Here is a 24,299-nt window from a genome sequence, read left to right as displayed (position 1 = left end):
ACACAGCTTATTTATTTGCCGGTGCATGCTTTGTCATCCAGCGGCGCCGCAATAGTAAGCCGCGTATCCATTCATCTACTGTGAAGGCAAGCCAGATGCCGACGACACCCAAGCCCCATTGCATCCCGAAAATAAAGGCAAAAGGAACGCTGATGCACCACATGCCAAGAATATTCACGACCATCGGATAATCTACATCTTTCGCCGCCTTAAGCGCATTATTATAAACGAGGTTAAAGGAACGGCCGAGCTCCAGAATAATTGCTACCATTAACAGCTGACTTCCTGTACGAATGATTTCAAGATTGCTCGAGAAAACCGTAAGTAAGGGCCGAGAAAACAGTGCCATCAATACAGCAGTCGTGAACACAAGCACCAGAGCGATGTTTAAAATCACCTTCGTGCGACGGAACGCTACCTCCAATTGAGCGGCGCCTACATCCCTCGCAATCAATAGCAGCGTTCCTTGACCAATCGCTCCGGCAAACATCGTAATCAGCATTTTTAAATTGTTGGCATACACATTTGACGTTAGTGCAACCGTCCCGAGCATCGCCATCAATACAGTAATAACGAGCATATGTCCATTCCATGCTACTGCATCCACAGACGAAGGCGCTCCAATTCTAAAGAGTGATTTCATATATTTTGAACGTAATTGTAATGTAAACAGCGGTCTTTTCAAGTGTAGCTTATGATAAAGAAGAACAATAAACACGAGCACACCAACGCCGCGGCTAACAACTGTGACCCACGCAACACCAGCAACCCCAAAGACGGGAACACCGAAGAGACCAAAAAGAACAATGGCGTTGCCGATTAAGTTTAAAACATTGACACCGAGCATCATATACATCGTCATTTTCGTGAGTCCATGAGACTTAAATAACGCCGAAAACGTAACCATTAACCCTTGTAGAAAAAATCCTCCACCGACGATTGCAATATACTGAACACCTTCTTTTTGAAGCTCTTCGGGAAGGTGAAGCCAATCTACAATTGACGGAGTGAACACAACGAGTCCAACACCTACAACGAGTCCGACAAGCATATTGCTCGTTAAAGCAACACGCGCGACTTCATGGGCACCTTTTACATCATTGGCGCCTAGATACTGTGAAACGACAATGATGGTCCCCATGGAAATGACTGATAAAAAGACCCCAGCTGTCATTAACACTTGGTTGGAAAAACCGACAGCTGCTGCGGCCTGATCCGAAAATTGACTAAGCATAAGCGTGTCGAAGACTCCCATGAGGCGAAGCATCAACAGCTCGATTAAAATCGGCCATGCCAATATGAACAGTGTTCTTTTCGTGGAGGATTTCTCCATACGTACACTCCTTAAAAAATGTGACCTTATTTTCCTTCAAGGAGCTTTATTGTAAGATGAAAAATATAATATTTATAGTCTGAATTTTCTTTTCATTATATAATATACTTGCTATAGAAAAGTAAAAAGGACTTTAAACAGAGGTCGTGTTCGTTTAAAGATCCTTTACCGTTCATACTCTATGTTCACAATTTTTTCTAATAATCCTGTTGCTTCTTTTGCAGCAACACAGCAGCAACGACAATAAACCCTTTGAAAGCCTCTCTTAAAAAAGGTGGGACACCAAACAAGTTTAATAAATTATTCATGACAGCAATGATCAGCATCCCGTACACCGTACCTAAAATAAACCCTCGTCCACCGCTCATGCTCGTTCCACCGACAACCGCCGCAGCAATGGCGTCCATTTCCATCCCTCGACCTGCGTTAGAGAAATCCATTGAACCAATTCTTGATACTTGAATAATCGCCGCGATCGCGACGAGAAGCCCCATCAAAGAGTAAACGTACACTTTCACTCTGTTTACATTGATACCTGATAAACGAGCGGCGCGTTGGTTAGAGCCCACAGCAATGATCTGTCTGCCAAAGATCGTTCGTTTGGACACATAGTATAATATAAACGCGACGACCAGCCAGTATAAAATTGGCATGACCATATAATCGCCAAATGTAAAATTAGCGATTTGCGTAAATTCAATGGGCACCGATGGATTATATCCTTGCATAAAATGCTGTGTCACACTACGATACACCATCATCGCACCTAATGTCGCAATAAATGGCGGCACCATTCCTTTCGTGACCGTCCCACCATTCACCGCACCTAAAAAAGCACCGAATAGCAATGCTAAAACAATGGCCAATACAAAAGCAGGCATCCCCGATAGGCCGATGGCCCCTAATAAACCTTTCGTTCCAGTATCGATTAGCATCATCGTAAAAGCACCGACAGCTACGAGTGTTGACCCGACAGCTAGGTCAATACCTTCTGTCATAATGATAAAAGTCATTCCTAAAGCAATGATCCCAATTCCTGCATTATTGCGCAATATATTAATCCAGTTATTGGTCCAAGCATGAAACCATTCCCCAAACGAATCATAATTAAATCCGAGCACAAACGTTTGGAGGATGACCATGATCACTAACGCAACAAACGTGCTAAATAAAGGCTCATTCGTCCATTTTCGTTTAAACCATTTGATGGGATGAATGTGAGTCATGCGTCCGTTTCCTCCTCTTTTTGGATGTGAAAAGCGCCTCCCGTTGCTAAATGCATCATGTTTTGCTCATTCATCTCTTCCCTGCTGACTTCTCCTTGGATAGTGCCTTGATACATGACGACAGCTCGATCGCATAGGCGGATGATTTCTTGCGCTTCGCTCGAAAGAACGATGATCGCCATTTGCTCCTCGGCTAGTTTGAGAATGATGTCGTAAATATCTTCCTTTCCCCCGACATCGACCCCTTGTGTAGGATTATCTAATATAAGCAGCTGCGGATTTGTGGCTAGCCATTTCGCAAGCATGACTTTTTGCTGATTGCCGCCGGAGAGACTCGTGATTCTATCCGTGAGAGCATTCATTTTTATTCGTAATGACGTACGCAGGCTAGAAAATGTTTTAACATGTGCTTTCTGATGAATCACGCCGTAAGTTGAAAAACGCGTCCATGTAGGTATGGATGCATTTTCAAGAATATTCATATCTTTTAAAATGGCGTTTTCCTTACGATTTCGTGGTAAATAGGCGATGCCCTCATCCATTGCTTGGCGAGTGCTCTTAATGGTACGTTCTTTTCCATTGATATACACTTTTCCCGATGTCACGGGATAAGCACCGAAGACGGCTTGAAAAAGCTCGCTGCGACCGTCGCCTAACAACCCTGTGACGCCAACAATTTCCCCCGCATTGAGCGAAAAATGAACGTCACGAAACACACGGTCAGCAGTCAAACCTTCTAAACGTAAAACCTCATCACCAATGGCTTGATTTCTAGTGAGCCGCTCCGTTCTCACATCGTAACCGACCATCGCATGCGCCAAATCCACACTAGTCACATCCGAAACTTGCCCTTTCGCGACGAGTTGTCCATCTCGAAGCACAACATAATGATCACAGATTTCCATGACTTCCTTGAGTTTATGAGAAATAAAGATCATCCCGACCTCATGTGCTTTTAACAAGTCCATCATCTGAAATACGCGCTCGATTTCTTGATCCGTCAAAGACGTCGTCGGTTCATCCATAATAATGACCGCTGCCTCGCTCAACATCGCACGACAAATTTCGATGATTTGCTTATACGATTGATCCAAATCGCGCACCATCATTCTTGGATCTAAATCAACCTGCATACGTCTAAACATATCTTCCGTTTCTTTAATCATTTCTTCTAACGCTAAAAAGCCATGTTTCGTTTTTAGCTCCCTGCCTAAAAACATATTTTCATAAATTGGAAGGTCATTGATTAAGTTTAACTCTTGATGAATAAAAGCGATGCCTGCCTCCTGTGACTCAGCCGGTGTGGCAAAACGCACCTCTTTGCCGTCCAACTTGATGGTTCCTTCATCAGCGGTATGAACTCCACCGAGAATATTCATTAATGTTGATTTGCCTGCCCCATTTTCACCGAGCAAGGCAACAATTTGCCCCGCTTGCACCGTTATTGAAACATCATCTAAGACGATATTTTGCCCAAACGCTTTCTTCATATTTTTCATTTCAACGATCATCGAATCACTTCCATAAATGACGTAATGAAAGGGGATCAAAACGACGATCCCCCTCTTATCAGACAAGCATTTTAATAAGGGGACTGATCATCGAGAAAGTCTTCATAATTTTCGCGATCGACGACCGTTGTAGGGATAATTGTCTGCTTTTCAACGTCCTCTCCGTTTAACACTTGCACAGCGACATCGATCGCATCCTTCACCATCGCCGGGCTATACAATGCCGATTGAATCCAAATATCATCGTTTTCTGGCATCATGTTAAAATATTCCTGCATTCCCCCACCGCCCGTCACGACTTGGATATTTTCTCTCCCTGCTTCTTTAATCGCTTGTAGAACCCCTATTGACGTTTCATCATCTATTGAAAATACAGCATCAATCTGCTCTCGACTCGTGAGAATATCGGCAAAATCTTTTAAACCTGCTTCACGTGTGAATTCAGAAGCATACTTGTGTACGTTAAGCTCAGGAGCAATCTCGGCAACTGTTTCTTCAAATCCTTCGATTCTTAGCTCCGACACAGACCCTGCGGAAGGATTCTCAAGCACGACAACTTCTCCGGACGTGCCAATTTTGTCTACAATATAATGAGCGCCTTGAATGCCCATATCTTTGTTGTCTCCAGCAACACGGTAAACACCGTCTACATCGATTGCAATATCAAAGTTGACGACTTCAATCCCTTCGTCAATGGCCCGCTGAATCGGTATCTCCATGCCTTCCCATTGTGGAAAAGCGACAATCGCTTCAGCGCCCCATGTCATTAGATCATCGAGCTGCGAAGTCATCTCCTCCGCATTGCTGCTCGTTTGGATTTGGTAATCTATTTCATCAGACAGTTCTTGCGCACGCTCATCAGCATGGTATGCCACAGCAGCGACCCATCCATGCGTCACTGCAGGAGCTAAAATGCCTACTTTATGTTTCTCAGTCTCTGAATCTCCTTGGGTTTGATTTCCCCCTTCAGTTGGCTCATTGGCCGGCGGTTGCGTTTGTGATTGACCACCGCCACATGCAGCTAGTCCGACCACCATCAAGAAAGCTACCCACATGACGACGAAGCCCGCCTTCTTCATCAAATCCCCCTTTTCTATTGATTACGCTGTTCCTGAATATCGATGTTGCCAGTGAACCGGATGACCAGCATCGAAATACCTAGGTGAAAGACATTAGAACATCCACTGATAGCATATGGGCAAATGTGATGAATATGATTAAAAAAATAAGCCACTATGCAATACATTAGTGCGTTTCGTGATCGTTTAAGCCATCATAAAAAAGCCTATGTATGTATTCGTACATAGACTCATGATGTTCACCGATTACTTTACAATCAAAAGGTGTGATTTGAACAATCATTAGCAACCCTTCGTATTAAATACCTCGCCATAGTGGATGGTTCATCTTGGTTCTCCGGAGCCGCGTCTTTTGACGGGTTCTCAAAAAAGCTGTACTAGAAGGGATCATTAGCTGATACCAATTTTTTTGAAAATAAGATCGCCTAACCAAAATGTAAGAGCAAATAAAAGAAAGAGAAAGGTAAAAGGTGACGCAAAAACAAAAGAATTATCATACATAATTAAACCAACCATGAAACAAACTCCAAATAATAAGTGGAGCAATAAAGAGATGAAGAGATTGCTTTTGGATATCCATGACGAAATGAAAGAAGTGAGCAAGCCATAAGTGAAATTAATTGGGAAAACATATATTCCAATGACTATAAATTTGTCAAGATACCTATCCGCGATTCCTTGAAGAGGATAAAAGATGGCTAAAACAATTGTTCCAACTGTAGAAACCGACAATGCGATTAAAAGTTTTTGATGAGTAATGATTTCACAATAATTCCTTCCTTATTAAGAAATGAGATATTAAAAAGCTTTGAACTTCTCATGACTGAAGTCACGAGATTCGTTGGAATAGAGCATACTTGATATTCAGTGGCATATACCAAAATCTGTGGTTTCTCTTATTGACCAAGCGATCCCCGTCGTTCCTGCGGTTCTTGATTTTATCGATGTGAATACCTGCCTTCATAACCTTACCGGCATTCGACTTAAGGTGCGCGTCTTCGCGGTTATTGTATAATGATTCTGCTGCAAATGATTGCTTTTGCGCGTTATTTTTATAAGAAATTATAACAGAGCGTGGACAAATAAATAGTATTAATGCTGTCGTCATATGCTCTAGAAAGAAAAATTTCTTTAATTGTTTCCGACTTTAAATATCCTTTTAGGAGATAAAATTGAAAGTTTGTCAACAAGCTAAAGCCTATGCACTTATTTGTACATAGGCTTTAACAGTTGCTCTATTTTACAATTGTCGCAGGCGTTACTCGATCAATCATAAGGAGGCCGTCATATTGTTCGTATGGTAAAAAGGTTTCCTGGAACATGCCCCAATACGATCCGTTGACCGGCATGACCATCCACGTATTACTTGGGTCAGTAGCCTTCGTCACATCCACAAACGTTGACTGCTTGCCGTTAGGTGTCATGATTTCTTCAATACTGTATGGGTTATATTGTTCAGCCATTTCCATTTCTTCGCCTGTGTTCGCTAGCGTCGTGCCATGATGTGCAAACAGACCGATACTATAGGTTTGTCCCTTTAGCTTTTCTGGTACGAGCTCTCCTAACGTAGGGATATATCCGCTTTTATTCGGGACAACCTGAATGGCCTCATGCATCGTAGAGTTTTGCTTACGGGTATGATAATTATGACCCCAAACGATGATCTTTTCGTCAGGATACACGTCATTTGCCAGCCAGGCTAAATTATCTGCCATGCCGAGATCACGACGATACGATGCATCTTCGTCCCAGCTTTCTGCTGGTTCTGTACTTGCTCCGTTGAACAGCTGATTCATATGGACTTGTGCGGACACTCCATCGTTTAAAAACGACAGTCTGTTGTGAAGCACTCTTTCAACACTTGCGGCAACAGGTGCAGAAAAAGCAGCTTCCAAATCCTTCTGATGTGTTTCTATAAACGTTTGGATCGCTTCATACTTGCGAATCAAGGCGGCTGCTTCTTGGACAGCTAAACTTTCATCCTGTTGTTGATGGTACAGTTTGACGAACTCTTCTTCCGTAGACTGAATGGTGTCTGCCATATCTCCATCGAGCGTTTTTACCCAACCGCTTAACCATGGACCAAAGGCGGCGTCTGCCTGAACGTCAATGCCTGTCAACATTAAAGGCTTTTCCGTTTCTTCTGTCTCATCCATATAGTGAAATAGCTTCAGCGTTTCTTCAGCATGCCACACAGGAAAAATACCTTCTGAGAGCGTGTCCTTCGCTGAAGCATCTGGCGCACTTGCTTGAGCAGCTGTAGCCTGACCAAGCGGCGACTCAAAGGCGAGCACATTGTAGCCTAATTCTTCATGTAAATAGCGCACGATTCGACCTTTGATGCCGTTAAATTCTTTTGCACCATGAGATGTTTCACCGAGCATCACAATACGCTTTCCTTCCAATACAGGCTTTAGAAAAGCTAAATCCTCAAACGTATCATGTTCACTCACATGCACACTTGAAATGGCGTGACCATACTCTTCCATCCCCATAGACCAACGATCACTCCGCTCAGCAGTCACATCGTTTGCGTAAGCTGGTGTCCCCGAAACGAGAAGACTGATGACTGCAAACCCAGTAATTAAATGCTTTACTCGTCGCTTCACTAATGACTCTCCCTCCATTTAACTTCCTCTCATCTTATCGGATACATTTTAAAAAGAGGGGTGAAATTGTTTAAATTGTGTTTAAATGTCGTTTATTGGTCGCGACGGCGATCCTCTAAGTAACGATACAGTGTCGTTTTACTAATGCCCGTGGCAAGTGTAATCTCCTGCAGGTTAAACTGCCGTGAATCATACATCGCCATCGCTTGCTTTACTTTTTCGTCAGGCTTTCGCGGGCGACCGCCTTGCTGACCGCGTGTCTTTGCGCCTTTCATCCCTTCTTTTGTCTTCGCACTTAACACATCATGTTTAAATTCATCAAGCTTCTGTAAAAAAATATAAAAATCATCGGTTTTCCTCGTATCAATCTGATCGTCTAATGATACGAGCATCACCTCTTTTTTCATACATTCCGCCGCAATTTGGATAAGCTGACGTGTTGACTCCGCAAGTACGTAAAGCTTCGTTATGACGAGGACATCACCTGCGGTCAAACGCTCCAATAACTTTTCCAGCTCTACTTGCTCTTCAAGAAATCCTTGCTTATCGTGCCAAATGTGCTCACAGCCAAATTCAAGCAAACGTCTGTACTGCTCCTCTTCCCCTTCGAGGTTCCGAATGTATCCTACTTTCATATCGTTTCACACTCCTACTTTAGCTAGTGTACCAGAAATCAAAGTTCCGAAAAGGGTGGTTTTGAAACAAAAAAAGATAGACTTATCCCGTAACCTTTGGTAAAGTGAAGACTGTTCTAAACGGTCCTTTACTTCTTTGCAAGAAAGAAGTGGTTGGAAGAACTGGCAATCGCTGCTTTTTCCAGCCATTAGTTTTTAAAATGAGGTGTATGTTCTAATGAATCAACTAAAAAATGAATGGTTTGGTAACGTCAAAGGCGACATTCTGTCTGGCATCGTTGTCGCCTTAGCTTTGATCCCTGAAGCAATCGCTTTTTCAATTATCGCTGGTGTTGATCCGATGATGGGTCTATATGCATCATTTTGTATCGCCGTTGTGATTTCCTTTACCGGCGGGCGCCCTGCGATGATCTCTGCGGCTACGGGGGCGATGGCGCTTGTCCTCGCTTCGCTCGTTCGCGAACATGGCATTCAATATATGCTCGCGGCGACGATTTTGACGGGTGTCATTCAATACTTGTTAGGCGTCTTTAAAATTGCCCGCTTTATGAAATTTATCCCTCGCTCAGTCATGATCGGATTTGTTAATGCCTTAGCTATTCTCATCTTTATAGCACAAGTGCCGCATATCTTTGGCATTTCCACGATGACGTACGTCGTCGTCGGTGTTACGTTAGCGATTATCTATTTATTTCCACTGATCACAAAAGTTGTACCAGCGCCGCTTGTTGCGATTATTGCAATGACCGTTCTGGCGATATCGACTTCTTTTGACCTCCGTACAGTCGGTGATTTAGGGACAATTACGCAAAGCTTGCCGAGCTTTTTCTTGCCAGACGTCCCATTTAACTTTGAAACATTGGCGATTATTTTGCCAACCGCCATTGCCCTTGCCATCGTTGGTCTTCTTGAGTCATTGTTGACAGCTTCAATTGTCGATGACATGACAGATACGACGAGTAATAAGAATAAAGAAAGCCGCGGTCAAGGAATTAGTAATATTGTTAGTGGCTGCTTTGGGGGGATGGCCGGGTGTGCCATGATCGGTCAGTCGGTTATCAATGTAAAATCCGGAGGCCGTGGCAGATTGTCAGCCTTTGTTGCCGGCGTATTCTTAATGTTTCTCATCATCGCGCTCGGACCGTGGGTTGTCCAAATACCGATGGCTGCCTTAGCCGGTGTAATGGTTATGGTATGTATCGGCACGTTCGACTGGTCGTCTCTACGCATGCTCCCAAAGGTTCCCCTCACAGATACGATTGTCATGGTCGTCACGGTAGCGACCGTCGTTGCAACACATGATCTATCTAAAGGTGTCTTCGCCGGAATTATCTTAAGTGCCATCTTCTTCGTTGCCAAAATATCAAAAGTGAAGATTAAAGAAACGATGGTTTCCAAAGACTCGGCGCGTTACACAGTAAAGGGGCAACTGTTTTTTGCCTCCGTTGAAAGCTTTGAAGAAGCGGTTTTAAAACTTGAAACGCCACGCTACGTCGAGCTCAACTTTACCGAAACCCATATATGGGACGACTCGGCTGTCGCTTCCATCGATAAAATCGTTGAAAAGTTAAACGGTCGAGGCACTGATGTTACTTTGACTGGTTTAAATGATGATAGCCAACGGCTGGTTGACCGATTAGGAAGACACCATCAAACAGAAAAAAAGGCGGTTGGACAATGAAAAAAGCAAGGCTTAACCGCCTTGCTTTTTTATATCATTAGAGAAATATAAACCGCGTTGTCGCCATACAAAAAACACCGACCACAACTGTAATGGCCAAACTCTTTGTCCATAAAGCGATGGCAAGCGTTGGCACAATCGCGATGACAACGAGCCAGTCAATTGCAAATTGAGATGCGTCTTGAATAATGATACTATCAACGACAAGGGCAGTAAAAATACAAATAGGGATAAATGTTAACCATTTCATGACGAGCTCGGAAGGGTCACTTTTTTGACAAAAATAAAAGGCAGTATCCTTGGAATCAATGTGACAATGGCACACCCAAAAAGGATGATAAGGGTTGTATAATCTACATTCATCGGTCTTTCACCACTCCAATCGTCGCCACAATGACTGTCGATAAAATAACCGCCAGATATGAAGGCATAAACAGACTAAAAAAGAGCATCGCAATGACTTCATACAAAATGAGTGATAAATAAAGCTTCAGCTTTGTTTTCTGAATGTGTTCCAATTGGGCAGCCACCAAGGCTAAAAACATGGCCGTTAAAGCAAAGTCAAGTCCTAGAACTTCTGGATTAGCAATCCAGTTTCCAAGTAAAGCACCAGCAACACTTGATAAAATCCAAAAAAAATAAGCCGTTACATTTAAGCCGTTCATCCACTGTGCGCTCATCTTTTCATTCTTAGTGATTTTTGTGATCGCAACTCCGAAAGATTCGTCTGTCACTAACGCGCCAATACCAATATTTTTCCAAAAAGAATATTTTGTAAAATATGGTGCTAACGTCATGCTTAATAAGAAATTTCTTGAGTTGACGATAAACGTCGTAAAAATAATTGCTGACACGGGGCTTTGTGAAACGAGTAATGCAAAAATAATGAATTGAGCTGCACCTGCGTAAACGAGCGCTGAAAACAAACCAATTTCTAAAACACTGACACCCGATGCTACCCCGACAATCCCAGTCGCGATTCCTAGACTAATATATCCGATTAAAGTCGGGACACAATCTTTAACCCCTTGTAAGAACGACGGAGCATCTTCGTGTCCATCATAATCTATACTTTTTGCTAACTCGTTCATACATGTCCTCACCCACCGTTCGTTCGTTATATTATATAAACGTATGTTATATTAAACAAAACATCATGTCAAGGAGATTGAATATGGAGTTTATTCAAGAGGTTATCGCGCATAATCTTGCACATATCCGGAAGAAACGGGGATTAAGCTTAGATAAAGTCGCCGAGCTTACAGGCGTAAGCAAAGCGATGTTAGCCCAAATTGAACACGGGAAATCCAACCCAACTGTCACAACCCTTTGGAAAATTGCTAATGGGCTGCAAGTCTCCTTTTCTACTTTCTTAAAAGAAGCAGACGGTCCGATCATCGAAAAAATAAATATCGATCAACTTAAGCCTATTGTAGATGACGACGACGGGTACTTCGTCTACTCGGTCTTTCCCTACCACCCAGAAAAAAAGTTTGAAATGTACGCTGTGAAGCTTTATCCCGGCTACGAGCATCAGTCTGAAAAACATTTAGGTGAAGAACACCTCTTAGTTCAACAGGGCCAGCTCACATTAGAGCTCCAAGGTGAACAAATGACTTTTACCGATAATGATATGATCCGCTTTCCGGCCAATACGAGGCATAGATATATGAATACGTCTAACGAACTCGTCCGCTTTTTTGTGTTGCTATATTATCAAGATTGAAGGGCCGACAAAATGAAAAACAGGATTGTGAGCAAATCGTCTTCGTTTGCTTCGAATCCTGTTTTTCTGCCGAGTCATCTGACTTTTTATTTCATTTTAAAGAAAGTAATCAAAAACATTTGCTAATCTTGATTTAAGTAAGTGAAGTGGATAGAAGGCTGTTCAACTTCTTTGTTCGCCCTATCCTCAGCAAGAAAGCCTCCTCCACTTTTACGTCTACACAAAATGCTCACCTGACGTCCTTCACCTGGAAACAGTGACTCAAAGCCCCAATCCGCTTCTATCCAAAAGTCATTTGTCGTTTCTTCTGGATAAATGTGAAGCAAAACCTCTTTACCAGTATTTTGCACCAAATATATGCGCTCAAACATGTGATCACTGCCCGATGCAAGATGTGTCGGCGCAACTTCCCATTCTGTTAACGACGTCACCTCCAGCTTCCCTTCTTGAAGCTGGAGAGCTGAGCTGTATATCTGCTGCTCCTTCGTCGAAAAGACGTATACATTCTCTCCAATTGTACCACTAGGTGTTGTTGCTTTGATTCGGATGAAAAAAAGGTCGTTCGGATAATCGGCAACTGAAAAAGCGAACTCCCCCATGCATATAGACTGCTCCGTCTCCATTTTCCCTGTAAAAGTATGTTCAGCATATCCCTTACCAAAGCTGTCAAGCACCTCAGCCTTCACCTGTACGTCATCATTCCAACAATCACTATGAACATACACCTTACCGCTAAAAGGTTCGCCGATCTTATAGTCAAGCTTTTGGTAGTCCATTGAGACGTGCAATGGCGCAAATGCTTTTCTTACCCAGTAGTAACTCATCTTCGTCTCACCGTAATAGTCGATGAGCGATGTGCTGGATACATTTGGAAATGGCTCGTTTAACTGCCAAATGATACTCCCGCTATTGTTAAATTGCCGCCTGCGATTAGCTTCCACAATATAGCGCAAGCCTTCCGCTTGAATCCATTGACTCGCCTGAATAAAAGTATTCATTGCAGACATTTTTCCAAACAAGTTCTCGTCGCGTTCAAACGTATCCCACCACTCTCCGTGATGCCGCCATACGAGATCGTCATTCATTGATCGAGGAGTGAGTCGACCTGCCGATAAGTATTTCTTTATACTTTTGAACGCACTCATCCCATCGACACCAAACTCGCTGTGAAACAAATGATCAACATTTCCATATAACTCGTAGTGTTCTCGACTACCCAGGTACTTCCAATTTCCGTGTACATCATGCGAAACACCTTTTTCCAGCGTTACAAATTCGACAGGCCCTGAAGCCGACGTTGGGAGGAATAAACGAGAAGGATCATGCTGTTCAACCAAACGCTTAAGTAAAGCAATATTGTCATCCTCGCAGGAAGCCGGACGACCCTCCTCATCGGTTAATTCATTTCCCCCACTCCACACCGTGAGTGCAACATGGTTACGTCGTTCTTTTACAGCAGCTACCGCTGACTCTTCTAATGCTCTCAAAAACCCAGAGCTCTTAGCTGGAACCGAGTCGACACCCGAGCTCGATTGAATAAATTCTTGCCAAATCATTATTCCGTGACGATCGCACAGGTCGTAAAAGACGGTTTTTTCAATAATGCCGCCGCCCCAAACCCGTACCATGTTCATATTGGCTTTTTTCATTAAATAGATCAACCATTCATATTGCTCATTGGTCACATTTCCGTAAAGTAAATCTAACGGTGTCATATTCACCCCTTTGATGTAAACCTTCTTCCCATTGATCACAACAGTATAAGGTAAAGCATCTTCAGGACTATCTACATTGCTCACAAAGTCAAGGCTCCGTATCCCGATCGACCGTGTTTGTTCGTCATAGATGAACCCGTTTTGGTCAATCAGCTGCAGTTCAACTAAATATAGCGGCTGGCTACCATGCCCGTTCGGAAACCATAAAAGCGGTTCGTCTATATATATTTCAAAATCAGATCTTAACTGATCAGACACGATGCTTTGCTCTTCTGTCTTGACGAGATGTCCCTCCGGATCAGTCACCTTAACGACCCACTTCATCGTAGAAAATGGATTTGCTCCTATGATCAGATCTTTTAAAACAGCTGAAACCCGAATGACCCCTTGTTCTTGTTGGACATCGCTTGTCACAGAAAGCTCATCAATGCGAGCGCCTTTGTTTATTATTAGCGTAATGTCGTCCCAAATCCCGATATTCACTAAACGAGCAGAAAAATCCCATTTATAGTTAAAACGGCTCTTCTGTGTATGTGTCAGCGACGTTTTTCCGATCTGCCCCATTTCATCAGGTGCATGTTCAAATAAGATATGCACCTTCAATGAATCAGCGGATCTCACCATTGCAGTAATATCAAACACCGCAGGATGAAACATCCCTTCATGAATGCCTAACAATTCATCGTTGATATATATTCTCGCGCGGTAATCCAATCCTTTGCAAACGAGCTCAACCGTTTCTTCTTGAATTTCCGGGCAAGGAAGTTGTGTTTCATAGAGCCACCAGCGATTTTCAACCCATTCGCAGGTCAAACTATTGACGTCAATGTGAGGATGGCTAATGATCCCTGCACGGTATAAATCATAATGGACACCGCCAGGTACGGTCGCAGGTACCCAGTCCGTCACACCTTTTAATGCTAATCCTGTTTCCAAACTATTGCTTAAAATCGGTACCCACGGATAAAACCCCATGAATCGCCAATCATATTCCTTTAAACTGATTTCCATTGTTAAACCCCCATCCAAACACTTCACTTTAACCCTTCACAGCCCCACTCGTAATTCCACTGATAATATATCTTTGGAGAAATAAGTAGATGAGAATCAGCGGACCAGCAACGACAATAATGCCGGCTGCAAGCACAGGCCAGTTCGTACTATATTGTCCAAAAAACATATACAACCCGGCCGTCAACGGGCGCATCTCCTTTTCAGTGATAAAGAGATACGGATTAATGAAATCATTCCAAATTCCAATAGCGGCCAGCATCGTAACCGTAAAAAATGCCGGCTTAATAAGCGGAAATACAATCAACATAATGTATTTAAGATAGCCACAGCCATCCATCGTGGCTGCTTCATCTAATTCTTTGGGCAGACCCTTTACAAAACCCGTTAAAATAAATATAGAAACCGGAAGCCCCATAGCTATTTTGAGCAAGATAAACCCATGATAGGTATCCATAAAATTGAGTACATTCATGATAAATAACAACGGCACGAGTCCCCCCGGCAAAAACAAAGCAGCCAAAAATAATAAATACACAAAATTCGCACCTTTAAAATGCTGTCTTGCGATTGGAAAAGCGGCTAGTGTGGAGATGACAGCCGTGCCTAATGCGCCAAAAAATGTATAAATGAAGCTATTAATAAAATAAATGTTCATCTCAGCTTGCACCCAAGCGTCTGTAAAATTACGCCACTGAAAAGCTTCGACAAGGCCAATTGGCTGATTGAGAAACTCCTCGCTCGTCTTCAACGCGACATTCAGTATGAGCAGCAAAGGAACAAACATGAGTAAACTAACTAAAATGAGAATGAAGTTTGCTGCCGTTCGCTTTCCAATGTCCCTCACAGTTCTGCCTCCTTACGCCGCAAATAATGTTGAGTAATTAGAACGACGACAAGGACGATCGCAAAGTGAATAATGGACAGTGCCGCAGTATAGCCCTGTGAGTATTGAGACAAGCTTTGCAAAATATAAAGACCGATCGTTGTCGTTGCAATCCCAGGACCGCCATTTGTCAGAACGAGAATAATATCATACATTCCTAAAGTCCCAATAATAGAAATCAATATGTTAATTGTGATTGCAGGACGTAATAAAGGTAAAGTAATATACCGAAATGCTCCCCAGCTCGATGCACCGTCAATACGCCCAGCTTCATACAATTCTGTCGGTATACTTTGCAAACCTGCCAAGTAAATAATCATCCCATAGCCTACATTTGCCCAAATGGTTACAAAAACAACCAAATATAAGGCTGCATTTGGATCACCTAACAATGCTGATTCGATGCCTATCGATTCCAACACTCTATATACAGGTCCGGAATAGGGGTCAAAAATTAATACCCACACAATCCCAACAACAATTACGCCAAGAATATTAGGCATAAAAATAATCGAGCGGTATACGTTGCGCATAACGAGTTTCATATTGACCAATACCGCTAAAAATACTGCGACGATATTTTGAATAATCGTCACTAAGAGGGCAAATACTATTGTATTTTGAATGATTCGGCTCAGATTATCAAAATCTGAACCGAATGCCCTTTCATAATTTCTTAAACCAACAAAGTTTAAAGGTCTTCGAATATCTCCCGTAAAATCGGTAAATGAGAAAAAGATATTCCCAAAGGCAGGAAACAACAAAAACAAAACATAGAGCACCATTGCCGGCAAAAGAACGAGGATAGGTAAAAGACGAGACAAACGACTGTTAAATACCATGCCAAATCTCCTTTACTGAAAACTCAAAGCAGACTCTAAGAGAGGACTGACATTATTTTTCGTAAATTATTTCCATTCTGGCTTGGAATCAATATACGTCTCTTGAACTCGTTCTGTAACTTCTTCGGGTGTCAATTCGTCAAGAAACATCTGCATGGCAAACTGTTGAAATTTATAATCCGCTCCTGGTGTTAGCAAACTCTCAAAGTTGGGCATTTGATTCTCAAGTGTCGCAGTGACTTCCTTAATGATTGGCGAGTCACTGGAGACGCCTTCAATTGTCGGCAGCATACGGACCATATCGTTATACTTTTGATAGTTTTCTTTCATTGTTAAAAAATCCAAATACTTAATCGCTGCTTCGATGTTCGGTGAATTTTTGTTGACCATCCACCCAAATCCATATTTTGTTGTAGCTGTTTGATTGTCAGTAGGGTCATTGCTGCCCGGCAATAAGAATGCTCCCGTCTCAAAATCAGGGTTTGCATCTTCAATTTGTGCTAAACTCCAAGACCCATCAATCATCATCGCTGCTCTTCCTTGAGCAAATAGACCAGGTGCTTGACCATAGTCCAACCCAGTATAGTTCTTTTGAAAATATTGACTTAATGTCTTCAGCTTTGTAAACAGTTCCACCCATTGATCATCCGTATATTTAACTTCTTCTGTCTCCATTTTTTCATAATAATCAGCGTTTTCTCCAGATGGACGTATAAGACTTGCTTCCAACTGAGCAATGATCATATTCACTGGCCATTGATCCTTTCCGCCAAACATGATAGGATCGACGCCTTTTTCTACAAGGGCCTCGTTTAATTCAAGAAATTCATCCCATGTCTCCGGCACATTTAACCCGTGCTCTGCAAAAATTTTCTTATTGTAGAACGTTACATTGGATGTCGCGCTGATCGGGATGAAAAATTGTTTGCCATCAAACTGACCAGCCTCTAACGCATCGCCATTAAACCGATCCAGAAATTCGTTTCCGCTTAAATCAGCCAGTTGATCTCTCACCTCTGGATTAAGAATTTCGGATTCATTTGAACTTGCAATCAGATCAACATCACCTGTTGTCATCCGCGCCGTCTTTAATTGTGGAAAATCTGCTGTTGGAACCGCATCATACTTCAGAGTAATGTTTGGATGTTCCTCTTCAAAAGCTGCATTGACTTCATCAAAATAAGCCTTATCTTCCACCCGAAAATTTAGTATCCTCAGTTCAACCTGCTCTTCAACTTCTGAATCTGACCCTTCACTTGCCGCACCTTCACTTCCCCCTTCATTTGCTGAGCACGCCGCCAGCAACAAAACGAAGACAGTCATCAGTAAATATCCTTTCAACTTGCTCATCACCACTCGGATTTCCCCCTTTTTTTAAAACGCTTACAATATATTTTCAGTATATAGAAACTAGATCATCTGTCAATGTTTTAATTATATTTGTTTCTAAAAAAAAGTAAACAAAGGTAAGAATAAACCACTGAATATATATCTTTAAAACTGTTATTAAAGGTTTTCTTTGTGTATTTTTGTTTATATATTCATTGAAATTACTTAAATGAACAGGTATACTTTTATTTGTTGAATAAACTTTAGGGAGCATGCATGATGAAAAAGAAGGTTACAATGCAAACCATTGCGAATGAACTCGGATTATCCAAATCACTTGTCTCCAAAGCTTTAGCAAACCAGACGGGGGTAAGTGAAGATACAAAGGAATTAATTAGGTTAACTGCAGCGCGCTTAGGTTACCGTACCAATTCTTCTTTAAAATCAGTCCCCTCATCTAAAACGGGAAATGTCGTTGTTGTTTTACCAAGAGAAGATCTGAACGACTTTGAATACTGGGGAAAAATCATAAGCGGAATTGAAGAAAAACTTAGTGAAAAACAATACAGTATGATCCTTTCTGGCATCGACACCTCGCAATCCACATCTGAGGGAATGCCAAGTTGTGTCTCCGATCGCAGAGTCGACGGGGCACTGATTTTAGGTCGCGTCCCATTAAGCTATGTGCTGGCTGTCCAAGCTACTGGCATTCCGATCGTGCTTGTTGATACGTATCATAATCAACTCAAGATCGATCATGTCTATGCCGAAAATCTTTCAGGAAGCTACGAAGCAACACAATACTTACTCAACATGAATCATCGAAAATTAGGCTTTGTCGGTGACATCACTTACGCACACAGTTTTTCGCAAAGGTTTCATGGCTTTAACATCGCCATTCAAGACTTTAATTCTTCTGCAAATCATCGTGCAGAGGGCTTTCATTACATCGATGGCGCCCAAGATGAACAGTCGCTTCCTTATTGCCCGTTGCAACTTGAAAACGCGCTATTAAAGCACGATCGCCCTACAGCGCTTGTGTGCGGGAATGACCCAATTGCAATTCATGTCATGCAGTTGCTAGATAAGTTAGCCATTCACTGTCCTGATGATATTTCCATCGTTGGCTTTGATAATTTACAAAAGTGTAAGTGGGTACATCCGCCTCTCACGTCCATTGATGCTAGTAAAGACTTAATGGGAATCCGAGCCGTGGAAATGTTTTTACGCAGAATTGAAACCCCCGAATTACGGCCTGAGCACACGATGATCACAACCGAAATTATCGAGCGCAAGTCAGTCAAGCCAGCCAGCACTTTACAACTTGCAAAGAGTAAACAGGAAGAATAATGATGCCTGCTTACTCTTTTTTTATGATGAATTACTTTTCAACATGTTTAATAAAAAAATTACATAAAGTTATATTATCTTGTTGACAAATTACATGTGAGCAGTATGATAAATATATTATCAGTTTTTTCTGATAAAATTTAAACTAAAGGAGTGTTTGTTTGTCTAAGCGTATATCGATTGTTTACGCTATGCTCATCCTCTGTTTTGTTTTAGCGACACAAAGTATGCTTTCCGCAGATGTTAGCTCAGCAAACGTAGTGAAAGACGTAACGAGCGCCAAAAATTTCAAACTGGATTTTAGCAATGCATCTTCATCGATCATTCCCTCTCCACAAGTGATGAATACCACACTCGATTCAGCCGACATTCCCATCGCCAGTTTAGATGTAACTGATTTTCAAGCGATCGCAAATGATGACAATGATGATACGATCGCGTTTCAACAAGCATTAGATACGATGGGGGCATCAGGTGGTGGCGTCGTGTTTGCACCGGCAGGAAAATACAAATTTACTGGAAACTTAACGATTCCCGAAGGCGTTACTCTGCGGGGTGAATGGAATAATCCCGACAGCGGAGGTTTAGGCCAAGGTACGATATTGATGGCTTACGATGGCAGAGACGATGCAAACGGCACACCTTTTATCTCGACTAAGCATGAAGCGACATTAAGAAATGTAACGATCTGGTACCCGGAACAAAATAACATTCAAAACATTCGCCCCTATCCTTGGACCATCGCCAATGCTTCAACAGACGGATACTACGGCCCTAACTTGTTCAATATTACATTTATCAATGCTTATCAAGGAATCAAAGTAGACAATGGCAGTGCAGCACATTTTATTAAGAACGTCTATGGCACTTTTTTAAAACAAGGACTGTCCATTGATGAAATCTATGATATTGGCAGGCTGCAAACGATTTCTATGAAGCCATCCTATTGGGCAAATAGTTCATTAGGAACACCTCCTAATGAAACTTCTATACGCTCTTATACCCGAACACACGCGACAGGTGCTACTCTTTACCGTTCTGATTGGGAGTACATCTATGATATATACTTGGATGGTTACGAAGTAGGAATGAACTTTACAAACAGCAGCGAAGGGAGTTTCAATGGACAAATCTGGGGACTGCACACGGAAAATGGAAAAATAGGCGTGCAATTCAACAAAGTGAATGATAACGGCATTGCCATTAGTGGTAGTACGCTCAATACAAATGGTACAGATGGCATTTCCGTCCTTGGGACATCTGATTTTCAATCGACCGTCTCGTTTAACTCAAGTACATTTAGTTCGCCAGATGGGCAGCCGGTATTGTTGGAGTCAGACGGATTGTTTACCTTCAGTCAAAATACGTTTACCGATTGGGCAGCAACAAAACACGCACTTCGCGCAACAGAAGGCAGTGTCGTTGCAACAGGTAACACTTTTCAGACCAATAAACCAGATATGTATTTCAGCAATGCTGTCCGATCGGCATCTGTCTTAGGGAACACATTCGCAGGAAACACCCCTGCCATCACTAACCTAAGTTCAAATGGAGATATGAGAATTGATACAACAACACATGTTGTCTTCCCTGACATGACAAATGTCGGACCTGAACGAGAAGAAATGCGTAAACCTCCTCAGCCAAACTTATATAATGTCAAAGATTATGGTGCGCTCGGAGACGGCGTAACAGACGATACAGCTTCATTCCAAAGTGCACTGAATCAAGCAGCTGCGGCAGGAGGAGGTACTGTCTACGTACCAGCAGGACGCTATAAAATTGACGCGCATTTAACGGTAGGAAGCAATGTCGAACTAAGGGGAACTTGGGACGGTCCCCATCACTATGGCGTAAACAAAGGATCAATATTGGTTGCTTCGGAAAATGAAAACAATCCAACAGGATCCCCTTTCATCTCTTTAAGCAATGATGCTGGGGTACGAGGATTATCCGTGTTTTATCCGAATCAATATTATGATGATATAAAGAGTTATCCACCTACAATAGCCAGTGGCGGTGAAGGCGCTTATGTCATCGATGTAACTTTACCAAATTCGTACACGGGCATAAAATTGACAGATGGAGATTATTATATTAGTTACGTTCGCGGACTTGGATTGAATAAATTTATTGAAATTTCAGATACTAACACTGACGGATATATTGAAAATGTGATGAACACCGTTGGAGATTGGCAAGATGGTCATACTGAGTCTAATCACCCTCCAAGCGACTGGTGGCTAACAAACCCTTCTACCTTTGCAACAGGACTTGAAATTAATGATAGTTCAAACGTTCATCTGTTCAACAACTTTACGTTCGGCGTCGGATATGGTCTTATCATCAACGGGACGTCCAGCTCAATCAAAAGCTATGGCTGGGGAACGGATAATGCTGAGAAGGCTCTCCAGCTCAATGGTTCAGGGACAGACATGAAATTTGTCAATACACAGCTCGTTGCTATTGGAGGGAACGGCAAACGATATATCTATACACCACAAGAATTTAGCGGAAACGCTTCATTTTTCAACACTCTCACTTGGGCCGGAACAGAAGGGACAGAAATCAACGGAAGTGGTTATGTCGCTTTTCAGCAATATAAAGACCTTACCGGTGTCTTCGTTCACAATGGAGGGACAATGCTCATGGATAGCTCTTATTTTCACCATGCACCAGACCAGATTACATTAGGTACTCATATTGACGATAGTGCCATATACGCAAATGTAGGGATTGGCGGACTAGGTGTGAACAATCTAAAAGGCGATCCTGACGTCTGGATGAACATTCGTAGATAATGAATGAGAGGAGTGAAAACCGGCTGTTGTGTTTCTCAGCAGCCGGCTTTTACTATAATCGAAGTACACCGGTTCACAAATGCTTTTAAGCCATCTTCGCAAATGACTCTTTCGTAACTTGCCAGTAAAGTGGTTCATTATTCTGAAATCTCTTGAGTTCATCGAGCATATACTCACCCATTCGTCCGCATTCACGCGCTTCACTTCCGGCGATGTGCGGGGTGATGATGACATTTGGCATGGAAAAAATCGCTGCTCCTGGCTCAGGCGGCTCGGGATCGGTCACATCTAAGACGGCTGTTAAATCATGACGTTCATGGAGCACTTCGAGCATGTCCTCCTGCCGCACAATTTTTCCGCGGGACGTATTAATAAACGTCGCGTTAGGCTTCATAGATGAAAAATGTTCTCTTTGCAGTAAACCGATCGTTGCTTCGAGCAGTGGCGCATGACAGGATACGACATCGGCTCGTTTAAATACTTCCGCCAACGACACCAATTCCACACCTAAAGCTAACGCGTCATCCTTTGAAACTGTTGGATCATAAACAACGATATTGACGTCAAACGGCTCTAGCAACCGACATACGTTGCGACCGATCGTACTGAGTGAAATAATACCGACCGTGCTCCCATAAGCCCCAGGAATCTCTATAGACGACTTTTTCGGAAAACGCTGCTCTTCTTTGATCATTGTCGCAAAGCGCCAGCCTCGTTTTAATGAAAAAAGAATTTGCGATAGGGCATATTCAGCCACCGGGACAGCATTCGCGGCATACGCCGAGCTCATGATCAGCCCTCTATCCCAAACAGCATCTGTGACGATTCGCTTCACAGAACCCGCCGCGTAAAAAAAGGCCTTTAGTTGTGGCGCTGCATCGAGCAAGGTCCGATCGAGTACCGGTGCCCCCCATCCAGAAAAAAGAACATCGACTTCTCGGAGAAGTTCTGGACGGTTGAGCAAACCTTCTGCGCTTAAAGGTGGTGCAATCATTTTCACCTTTGCTTCAATCTTATCTCTTACTGCTTGTGGATACACGTTCGGAAAAGACGTTTGGTTCATCACATATAAACCCTTCATCAGACTTCCTCCTAGCTTCAATGATTAACTTGTTTTTGAAAACCCTTTCAAAAATGAATAAATGAGTGGAGACAAAATCAAAACTGACTTCGTCCACACTCAAAATACATTTGATATAAATTAAGATAGCGCGTCGGTCAATACCGGAACGACTTGCTTCTTTCGAGAAACGACGCCTGGCATAGCAATCAGCTGATCTGAAATCGTCTGATTAAAGGCAGCTGCCGCCTCTTCTTGAGCATTTCCAAGCACGAGCCCCGTTGAATCACTCGTTAAAATATCAGTGATAATAAGCATAAATAAATCAAGCTGCTTCCCTTCGATCGTTTCGTCAATCGCTTTGACAATTTCTTCTTTGCGCTCCAATACTTCTTGCACATCTACAGTATTGACTTGAGCAATCTCTACATTTTTCAGTCCCATAGAAAACTCTTTCGCATCTAAAGAAATCAATTCTTGTGCTGTTTTGCCTTTTGTTGAAGCGCCCGCCTTTAACATGGCCAGCCCATATTCTTCTGTAGATACACCAGCAATGTCTGCTAATTCAGCTGCTGCTGCCTTGTCTTCTTCTGTACACGTTGGTGACTTGAATAACAAAGAATCTGAAATAATCGCCGACAGCATTAACCCTGCATTGGTTTGCGATACTTCAATGCCATGCTCTTTAAACAACTTTAACAAAATAGTCGCTGTACAGCCGACGGGCTCAGCACGATAATATAAAGGCCCGGCAGTTTCAAAACCAGCAATACGATGGTGGTCGATTACTTCCGTTACGGTTACATTGTCTAAATCAACCGCACTTTGCTGGGGTTCATTATGATCGACGAGAATGACTTGATCTGTTTCGTTCGCGACAGTTTCCACAAGGCGCGGCGGCTCTACGGCAAAAAAATTTAAGGCGTATTCTGTTTCACCATTGATCTCACCAAGCCGAACCGCTTCAGCATTCATACCAAGTGCCTGTTTTAATGATGCATACACAATCGCAGATGTAATCGTATCGGTATCAGGATTTTTGTGTCCAAATACTAACGTTTTCATTGATAATCGCTCCTTCATATGTAAACTAAAAACCAATCTTTTAGATTAGCTGTGCTGTCAAAAGTGTACCATTGAACCACCCCCACTTAACACTCTTTTACGAGCTGTTTGAAGTGGGAGATTCCTAAGAACACCAGCGTAACCGCCAGTTATTGATTAAGCTATCCCCGTAGTTCCTACGGTTAGAAGCCTTATCGCTTCGTTTTTAAGATTTTGTCCTGCGTTCATATCTCGATTGTGATGCGTACCACAAGAGGGGCAATTCCACTCACGAAGGTTGAGATTCTTAACGTCTTTGTTTTTATAGCCACAACAAGAACACAGTTGAGAACTTGCAAATATTTTTCCAACAACAACTAATTGTTTGCCATACCATTTGCATTTATACTCTAACATTGCTCTGAATTGTGACCATGATGCTTCACTGATGGCTTTAGCTA

At 42.5% G+C, this 24,299-nt stretch carries 19 protein-coding genes; 4 read left to right on the top strand and 15 right to left on the bottom strand.

Annotated elements, in window-relative coordinates; all coding sequences use genetic code 11:
• Positions 1–7: 7 nt before the first annotated feature.
• The 6 genes from G4V62_RS07325 to G4V62_RS07300 form a co-directional block, all read right to left on the bottom strand.
• Positions 8–1,333 carry an MATE family efflux transporter gene (locus tag G4V62_RS07325; RefSeq protein ID WP_165200760.1) on the bottom strand — a complete coding sequence of 442 codons (1,326 nt, stop codon included), beginning with the start codon at positions 1,331–1,333 and terminating at the stop codon, positions 8–10.
• 197 nt (positions 1,334–1,530) lie between these two features.
• Positions 1,531–2,559: an ABC transporter permease gene (locus G4V62_RS07320; RefSeq protein WP_165200758.1), complete on the bottom strand. Its 1,029-nt coding sequence runs from the start codon at positions 2,557–2,559 to the stop codon at positions 1,531–1,533.
• The gene (locus tag G4V62_RS07315) at positions 2,556–4,109 is read right to left on the bottom strand and encodes a sugar ABC transporter ATP-binding protein (protein WP_312855451.1); all 1,554 of its coding nucleotides are present in this window, start codon (positions 4,107–4,109) and stop codon (positions 2,556–2,558) included. The genes G4V62_RS07320 and G4V62_RS07315 overlap by 4 nt, the downstream gene beginning before the upstream one ends.
• A gap of 32 nt (positions 4,110–4,141) precedes the next feature.
• Positions 4,142–5,149 carry an ABC transporter substrate-binding protein gene (locus tag G4V62_RS07310; RefSeq protein WP_165200756.1) on the bottom strand — a complete coding sequence of 336 codons (1,008 nt, stop codon included), beginning with the start codon at positions 5,147–5,149 and terminating at the stop codon, positions 4,142–4,144.
• A gap of 1,235 nt (positions 5,150–6,384) precedes the next feature.
• Positions 6,385–7,758 (bottom strand): erythromycin esterase family protein, encoded by a 1,374-nt coding sequence (locus G4V62_RS07305; RefSeq protein ID WP_165200754.1) that lies wholly within the window; start codon positions 7,756–7,758, stop codon positions 6,385–6,387.
• A 92-nt stretch (positions 7,759–7,850) separates the two neighbouring features.
• Positions 7,851–8,393, bottom strand: coding sequence for a recombinase family protein (locus tag G4V62_RS07300; RefSeq protein ID WP_165200752.1), 543 nt, complete (start codon positions 8,391–8,393; stop codon positions 7,851–7,853).
• A gap of 217 nt (positions 8,394–8,610) precedes the next feature.
• Here G4V62_RS07300 and G4V62_RS07295 point away from each other — a divergent pair, with 217 nt between their 5' ends.
• Positions 8,611–10,074 carry a SulP family inorganic anion transporter gene (locus tag G4V62_RS07295; RefSeq protein WP_165200750.1) on the top strand — a complete coding sequence of 488 codons (1,464 nt, stop codon included), beginning with the start codon at positions 8,611–8,613 and terminating at the stop codon, positions 10,072–10,074.
• A 37-nt stretch (positions 10,075–10,111) separates the two neighbouring features.
• Here G4V62_RS07295 and G4V62_RS07290 read toward each other — a convergent pair whose 3' ends face one another.
• Together G4V62_RS07290 and G4V62_RS07285 are read right to left on the bottom strand one after the other, a co-directional pair.
• On the bottom strand, positions 10,112–10,399 hold the full coding sequence (locus G4V62_RS07290) for a branched-chain amino acid transport AzlD family protein (RefSeq protein ID WP_312855450.1): 288 nt from the start codon (positions 10,397–10,399) through the stop codon (positions 10,112–10,114).
• 34 nt (positions 10,400–10,433) lie between these two features.
• Positions 10,434–11,165: an AzlC family ABC transporter permease gene (locus G4V62_RS07285; RefSeq protein WP_165200748.1), complete on the bottom strand. Its 732-nt coding sequence runs from the start codon at positions 11,163–11,165 to the stop codon at positions 10,434–10,436.
• 83 nt (positions 11,166–11,248) lie between these two features.
• On the opposite strand from G4V62_RS07285, the gene G4V62_RS07280 reads away from it, so the two are divergent.
• Positions 11,249–11,800 carry a helix-turn-helix domain-containing protein gene (locus G4V62_RS07280; protein WP_165200746.1) on the top strand — a complete coding sequence of 184 codons (552 nt, stop codon included), beginning with the start codon at positions 11,249–11,251 and terminating at the stop codon, positions 11,798–11,800.
• 122 nt (positions 11,801–11,922) lie between these two features.
• Here the strand turns inward: G4V62_RS07280 and G4V62_RS07275 are convergent, their stop codons facing one another.
• From G4V62_RS07275 to G4V62_RS07260, 4 genes are all read right to left on the bottom strand, one after another.
• Positions 11,923–14,526, bottom strand: coding sequence for a glycoside hydrolase family 2 protein (locus tag G4V62_RS07275; RefSeq protein WP_165200744.1), 2,604 nt, complete (start codon positions 14,524–14,526; stop codon positions 11,923–11,925).
• Between the two features lie 28 nt (positions 14,527–14,554).
• Positions 14,555–15,373, bottom strand: coding sequence for a carbohydrate ABC transporter permease (locus tag G4V62_RS07270; protein WP_165200742.1), 819 nt, complete (start codon positions 15,371–15,373; stop codon positions 14,555–14,557).
• Positions 15,370–16,254 carry a carbohydrate ABC transporter permease gene (locus tag G4V62_RS07265; RefSeq protein ID WP_165200740.1) on the bottom strand — a complete coding sequence of 295 codons (885 nt, stop codon included), beginning with the start codon at positions 16,252–16,254 and terminating at the stop codon, positions 15,370–15,372. The genes G4V62_RS07270 and G4V62_RS07265 overlap by 4 nt, the downstream gene beginning before the upstream one ends.
• 66 nt (positions 16,255–16,320) lie before the next feature.
• Positions 16,321–17,604, bottom strand: a complete 1,284-nt coding sequence (locus tag G4V62_RS07260) for an ABC transporter substrate-binding protein (protein WP_165200738.1) — start codon at positions 17,602–17,604, stop codon at positions 16,321–16,323.
• Positions 17,605–17,862: 258 nt separating this feature from the next.
• Here G4V62_RS07260 and G4V62_RS07255 point away from each other — a divergent pair, with 258 nt between their 5' ends.
• A complete protein-coding gene (locus G4V62_RS07255) occupies positions 17,863–18,933 on the top strand; it encodes a LacI family DNA-binding transcriptional regulator (protein WP_165200736.1) in 1,071 nt (356 codons plus the stop codon).
• A gap of 161 nt (positions 18,934–19,094) precedes the next feature.
• Positions 19,095–21,734, top strand: coding sequence for a glycosyl hydrolase family 28-related protein (locus tag G4V62_RS07250; protein WP_165200734.1), 2,640 nt, complete (start codon positions 19,095–19,097; stop codon positions 21,732–21,734).
• Positions 21,735–21,819: 85 nt separating this feature from the next.
• On the opposite strand, the gene G4V62_RS07245 is transcribed toward G4V62_RS07250, so the two are convergent.
• The 3 genes from G4V62_RS07245 to G4V62_RS07235 all read right to left on the bottom strand — a co-directional run.
• Complete coding sequence (locus G4V62_RS07245; protein WP_165200732.1) at positions 21,820–22,815, bottom strand: hydroxyacid dehydrogenase; 996 nt, start codon at positions 22,813–22,815, stop codon at positions 21,820–21,822.
• A gap of 120 nt (positions 22,816–22,935) precedes the next feature.
• Positions 22,936–23,859 (bottom strand): manganese-dependent inorganic pyrophosphatase, encoded by a 924-nt coding sequence (locus G4V62_RS07240; RefSeq protein WP_165200730.1) that lies wholly within the window; start codon positions 23,857–23,859, stop codon positions 22,936–22,938.
• A gap of 156 nt (positions 23,860–24,015) precedes the next feature.
• Positions 24,016–24,299: zinc ribbon domain-containing protein (locus G4V62_RS07235; RefSeq protein ID WP_165200728.1), on the bottom strand; the 284-nt coding region annotated here is incomplete at its 5' end.

Origin of the sequence: Litoribacterium kuwaitense (genome assembly GCF_011058155.1) — a bacterium.
Classification (GTDB): Bacteria; Bacillota; Bacilli; order Bacillales; family DSM-28697; genus Litoribacterium; species Litoribacterium kuwaitense.
The sequence above is the reverse complement of the archived record's forward strand: the minus strand, read 5'-3'. Positions and strand labels throughout refer to the sequence as shown.

Excerpts from the sequence above, each read along its gene's own strand:
- G4V62_RS07265 (WP_165200740.1), bottom strand. The coding sequence starts at position 16,254 with ATGGTATTTAACAGTCGTTTGTCTCGTCTTTTACCTATCCTCGTTCTT.
- G4V62_RS07275 (WP_165200744.1), bottom strand. The coding sequence starts at position 14,526 with ATGGAAATCAGTTTAAAGGAATATGATTGGCGATTCATGGGGTTTTAT.
- G4V62_RS07320 (WP_165200758.1), bottom strand. The coding sequence starts at position 2,559 with ATGACTCACATTCATCCCATCAAATGGTTTAAACGAAAATGGACGAAT.
- G4V62_RS07295 (WP_165200750.1), top strand. The coding sequence starts at position 8,611 with ATGAATCAACTAAAAAATGAATGGTTTGGTAACGTCAAAGGCGACATT.
- G4V62_RS07255 (WP_165200736.1), top strand. The coding sequence starts at position 17,863 with ATGAAAAAGAAGGTTACAATGCAAACCATTGCGAATGAACTCGGATTA.
- G4V62_RS07260 (WP_165200738.1), bottom strand. The coding sequence starts at position 17,604 with ATGAGCAAGTTGAAAGGATATTTACTGATGACTGTCTTCGTTTTGTTG.
- G4V62_RS07310 (WP_165200756.1), bottom strand. The coding sequence starts at position 5,149 with ATGAAGAAGGCGGGCTTCGTCGTCATGTGGGTAGCTTTCTTGATGGTG.
- G4V62_RS07280 (WP_165200746.1), top strand. The coding sequence starts at position 11,249 with ATGGAGTTTATTCAAGAGGTTATCGCGCATAATCTTGCACATATCCGG.
- G4V62_RS07325 (WP_165200760.1), bottom strand. The coding sequence starts at position 1,333 with ATGGAGAAATCCTCCACGAAAAGAACACTGTTCATATTGGCATGGCCG.
- G4V62_RS07300 (WP_165200752.1), bottom strand. The coding sequence starts at position 8,393 with ATGAAAGTAGGATACATTCGGAACCTCGAAGGGGAAGAGGAGCAGTAC.
- G4V62_RS07285 (WP_165200748.1), bottom strand. The coding sequence starts at position 11,165 with ATGAACGAGTTAGCAAAAAGTATAGATTATGATGGACACGAAGATGCT.
- G4V62_RS07245 (WP_165200732.1), bottom strand. The coding sequence starts at position 22,815 with ATGAAGGGTTTATATGTGATGAACCAAACGTCTTTTCCGAACGTGTAT.
- G4V62_RS07240 (WP_165200730.1), bottom strand. The coding sequence starts at position 23,859 with ATGAAAACGTTAGTATTTGGACACAAAAATCCTGATACCGATACGATT.